The 4,648-nt window shown below is 45.5% G+C and carries 4 protein-coding genes; 3 read left to right on the top strand and 1 reads right to left on the bottom strand.

Annotation, left to right across the window (positions count from 1 at the left end):
* The coding region (locus Q0X35_RS06020; RefSeq protein WP_297566532.1) for a glycosyltransferase family 4 protein at positions 1-1,021 on the bottom strand (1,021 nt) is incomplete at its 3' end.
* A 169-nt stretch (positions 1,022-1,190) separates the two neighbouring features.
* Between Q0X35_RS06020 and Q0X35_RS06015 the strand changes: the two genes are divergently transcribed.
* The 3 genes from Q0X35_RS06015 to Q0X35_RS06005 form a co-directional block, all read left to right on the top strand.
* On the top strand, positions 1,191-2,864 hold the full coding sequence (locus tag Q0X35_RS06015; RefSeq protein ID WP_297566530.1) for an asparagine synthase C-terminal domain-containing protein: 1,674 nt from the start codon (positions 1,191-1,193) through the stop codon (positions 2,862-2,864).
* A gap of 114 nt (positions 2,865-2,978) precedes the next feature.
* Entirely contained in the window at positions 2,979-3,818 is an 840-nt protein-coding gene (locus Q0X35_RS06010; protein WP_297566529.1) for an NAD(P)-dependent oxidoreductase, read from the top strand.
* 39 nt (positions 3,819-3,857) lie between these two features.
* A partial coding sequence (locus Q0X35_RS06005; protein WP_297566526.1) for a rhamnan synthesis F family protein occupies positions 3,858-4,648 on the top strand: 791 nt, incomplete at its 3' end.

Here is a 4,648-nt window from a genome sequence, read left to right as displayed (position 1 = left end):
AGATTTCGGTTCCGGCTGGCCCGGCTCCTGCATAACACACGGGCGTGCCGCAGCTTAAAGAAGCTAAAAATTTGGTGGGGTAGGCAAAATCGTAGCCGCATTCAGGAGCGATAGATACTAGACCGGCGACTGCTCCGCGCTGCCATTGGGCAGATATTTCGGGGGGTTGCGAATCCAGGAAATGCACGCGCCCGGGGGCAATCTCCTGGGCGAGTTTTTGTAGATGCGGTAGATCGTCACCGCGCCCCATAAATACTAGATCTAAATCGGTATCGCGCAGTGGGCTCTGGCTAAGAGCCCGAATAAAGATATCTGCACCTTGCCAGGGAGACATTGTGCCCGCATAGACGGCGTAATTTGGCGATATCCCTAATTTCTGCAATTTTTCTGGGTGGGGGAGCGGGCCAGTGGGAGAAAAAATTTCGGTATCTATTCCATTGCGCACTACCGTGGGGTTTCCCCCTAAAGCCACCACTCGTTCTGCCACTCCCGGAGATACGGCAATTACGCGCTTGGCACCGCGCAGAGCGAAGCTCTCTACGCTGCGTAAAATTCGGGTAACAATGCCGGGAGTGTCCATCGCTTCCGTCGCGTCTGACCAGATATCAGCTGCGTAATAAATATAAGGCTTACGGCGGAGAGTGCAGGCGATGCGCACAAAAAAGCCGGTGGTAGGAGGAGGCTCCACTATAAAAACATCAGCTCGCGAAAAGAGCACGCGAAAAAAGGTGGGAATATCGAAACTTAAATATTGCAGATAGCCTTTTACGTAACCTTCTTTATCGCGGAGCACCGGAAAGCGAGAAATTTGGATATTAGTTTTATTTTGCCCAGTTTCTTTATTTTGCCTATTCGGGGAGACGGAGCTTTTCACCAGCGCCTTGGGTGGGCGCACCGTCAACACCTGCACTTTATTCCCTGCCTTTTCGAGAGTGGCAGCTAAGGCAGATAGCCGAAAGCTAGCTGCCGCCGGCTCTGGAGAATATATGCGTGAGACTATGGCAATTTTTTTCTGCTCCATAGCTGCCATTCTTTCATGATTTCGCAGTTTCTGTTTCTTCTGCAGAAAGGCAATTAGTAAAATAACGGGTAGGAAACGGGTAAATGATGTGTAATAGGTGAAATAGCATAACTAGCGCTTGAAAGCATAGATAAGGGTAACGAAAGCATAGATAAGAGTGAAGAATAGAATGCAAAAAAATTTAGTGTTTACAAAAGATTGGCTAGAACAGGGTGGAAAATCTTTTGTACGCCGCGCACCGGCTAGCGCCGCTGCAGAAGAGTTACCTGCCGCGCTTCCCGAACTGCAAAATTGGGCTGCGGCGCAGGCGGGGCAATTTGCAGCAGTGCGCAAAGGAGATGCCGGGCAGATTTTTCTCATTTCTGATTTTGCCCGCTCTATCCCGCTCCTTTTTACTTATCTAGACGGGGCTTGGCTAGTAAGTGACTCCCCGGAGGTGCTGCGCGATCAGCTTCCGGAGTGGAAATTAAATAAATCTGCTGCCGAGCAATTTCGGAGTTTTGGGTTCACCGTAGGAAAAGAAACCTTAATTGCGGGTGTCTATCAGCTTCCCGCAGCTAGCATTGTGGAGCTCATTCCGGGTGACCCTACTCCGCAGCTACACCTATACCACCGTTTCCAATATGCACCGCAGCGAATTACGGAGGAAAAAGAATTTATTAGGCTTTTTCATACTGCTCTTAGCAGAGCTATGCAGAATGTAATAGCTCGGCAAGAAAATCAGCAATTAGTGGTGCCACTTTCCGGCGGGATAGACTCCCGCTTGCTCGTAGCACTCTTGAAGGAATCTAAGGCGCAGCGGGTACTCACTTTTACCTACGGAGTGGCAGGTAGCCAAGAAATGAAAATATCGCAGCAAATTGCTGCGCAAGCTGGATTTCCTTGGTATGGAGTAGAAATAGACCCGCTTGAGCTGCATCGAGTCTGGCAGGCAGAGGGCGCAGAATTTTTGCGCGCCGCCTGGAGCGGTGCTGCTTTACCTCATTATCAGGATTGGTATGCGCTGCGCGAATTACGCCAAAAAGGTATTCTCCACTCCGGAGATATAGTGCTACCCGGGCATACTATTGTGGGTAATCTCTACAGCTGGACTCCGGCTACTTCTCAGCCCAGCTATTCCCTCGCTGAACTTACGCAAATAATAATACGGCACTACGCTAATACTTCTAAAAAGCCATCGGCGGCGCTGCGGGCGGCGCTCGCGGAGCCTATGGAAGAATTTGCCGCAGAAATAGATTTTCGCCTGGAAAATCAAGATATGCAATCTTGGCTGGAATGGTTTAATGTGCGAGAGCGGCAAGCTAAATACATAAATAACTCGATGCGCGCCTATGAATATTTCGATTTAGATTTTGCACTTCCTATGCTCGATATAGAAGTAGTGCGTGCTTGGGAGCAGGGAGCTTACTGCTTCAATGATCTAAATCGGGATTGGTATCGCAAGTATGTATCGGAGTTTTATGAGCAGGTAGGTGCTGAAAGTGCTGCTGGCACTGTGGAGGGAGAGGGAAGCCAGCCGGTGCAGCAAATTGAAAACACTGCTCCACAGCGGGCGACGGCCTCCAGTCAATACTATGGGGATAGCCGCTACAATGCGGCGGCTTTACCAATTCGAATTTGGCGGTACTTAAATAGAAAATTTTCTATCGCGGCCCCCTTAGACAGAGTGAAATCAGTGCGGGTGCAGCTGCATCACCCCATGGCTTTTCAGGCATTTTTACCAAATCCGAGTTCAAAAAAATTAGTTTTTCGATTGCTCGCTGGCTCTACTTTGCAGGCGGAGTTTATTCGGCTGTTTTTAGCTGATGCCTGGGTTAAGGAAGAACAAATTATTGCTGCTTAAATCTATTTCCCAATAGAGGAACTAAAAACAGGGCGGTTAAGTCAGTTTTCATAAATAGGCTTAATCGGGGCTTATATAAAATAAATCAGAACCCGATAATGATACGGTTATCCCATGAAGAAAACTATTCTGGTAACGGGAGCATGCGGCTATATGGGCAGGCATGTGGTGAAAGCTCTATTAGATTTAGGCGTCCAAGTGAAGGCTTTGGATTTTCGTTTTGATGGAGTTGATGAAAGAGCTGAGCGCGTCTCGGTAGATATTTTTTCCGGCGACAAAGATATTTATGAGAAATTGGGTAAACCGGATGTGGTTTTACATTTGGCATGGAGAGATGGATTTAAGCATAATTCTCCTGCCCATATAGATGATTTACCGAAACATACAAAATTCATTAAAGATTTGTATGAAGGAGGCTTAAAGCAGTTAGCTGTTATGGGCACTATGCATGAGGTTGGGTACTGGGAAGGAGCTATTACCGAAGATAGCCCGTGTTTCCCAGGTTCCTTATATGGTATTTCGAAAAATGCCTTGCGATCTATAGCGCAGATGTATGCAAAAGAAAATGATGCAATTTTACAGTGGATTCGTGCTTACTATATTGTGGGTGACGATAAATTTGGCGCATCAATTTTTTCTAAAATATTGCAGGCTGCTGAAGATGGAAAAAAGACTTTCCCCTTTACGAGCGGCATGAATAAATATGATTTTATTTCGGTAGACGAATTAGCTCGGCAAATTGCTGGAACTGTATGCCAAGATAAAATAGTTGGTGTAATTAATGCTTGCAGCGGCACTCCGCGCACTTTAGCAGATCGGGTTGAATCTTATATAGCAGATAACGGTTTAGATATTAAGTTAGAATATGGCGCATTTCCTGATCGTCCTTATGACTCGCCGGGAGTGTGGGGAGATAACAGTAAGATAAATGCAATAATGAGTGAATTGGCGTAGCTAGTTTTAAAGAAACTCGCGGTAATTAAGGGTTCATTTATGAAGCGTCTTGGTATTTTTTTCTTTTATGATTCCGATGGAGTAGTCGACGAATATGTAGAAGTTCTTTTGAAAGATATGGTTAAAAATCTTTCTGAATTATGCATAGTCGTAAATGGGTTTTTGAATGGCGCAGGCTTTGCGAAGTTTAGTGCTTTTACAGACAAAATTATCGTGCGCGAGAATAAAGGTTTGGATGTTTGGGCATACAAGACTGCACTTGCGCGTTATGGCTGGGATAATCTCGTTAAATTTGATGAGATTGTATTATTCAATCACACTATTATGGGCCCGGTTTATCCTTTTTCGGAAATGTATAGTGAAATGGAGCGCCGTGATATAGATTTTTGGGGCATAACCTGGTTCCATAAATATCCAGATGATCCTTTTGGCACTATGGAATACGGATATATACCGCGGCATATTCAATCGCACTTTATGGCTTATCGTCGTTCTCTGGTGGAGAGTAGCGAGTTCCAAAATTATTGGGACGAGATGCCGGAAATCACTAGTTATGAAAAATCGATAGGGTATCACGAGGCATCCTTTAAAAAACGTTTTGAAGATTTAGGTTTCAAATCTGATATATACGTCAATACTGAGGAACTAGAAGGGTACACCTATCAGCCAATTTTATTTGCTCCGAAAAAGTTAATAGCTGAATACCGGTGCCCTATCTTTAAGCGGCGTTCATTTTTCCATGATTATTTAGATGTTTTGAATCAATCTGCGGGCACTGCTACCTGTCTCTTATACACATCTCCGAGCCCACGAGACCGTTATTCTAATCT

The organism is uncultured Arcanobacterium sp. (assembly GCF_947253055.1).
Lineage (GTDB): Bacteria > Actinomycetota > Actinomycetes > Actinomycetales > Actinomycetaceae > Arcanobacterium_A.
The sequence above is the reverse complement of the archived record's forward strand: the minus strand, read 5'-3'. Positions and strand labels throughout refer to the sequence as shown.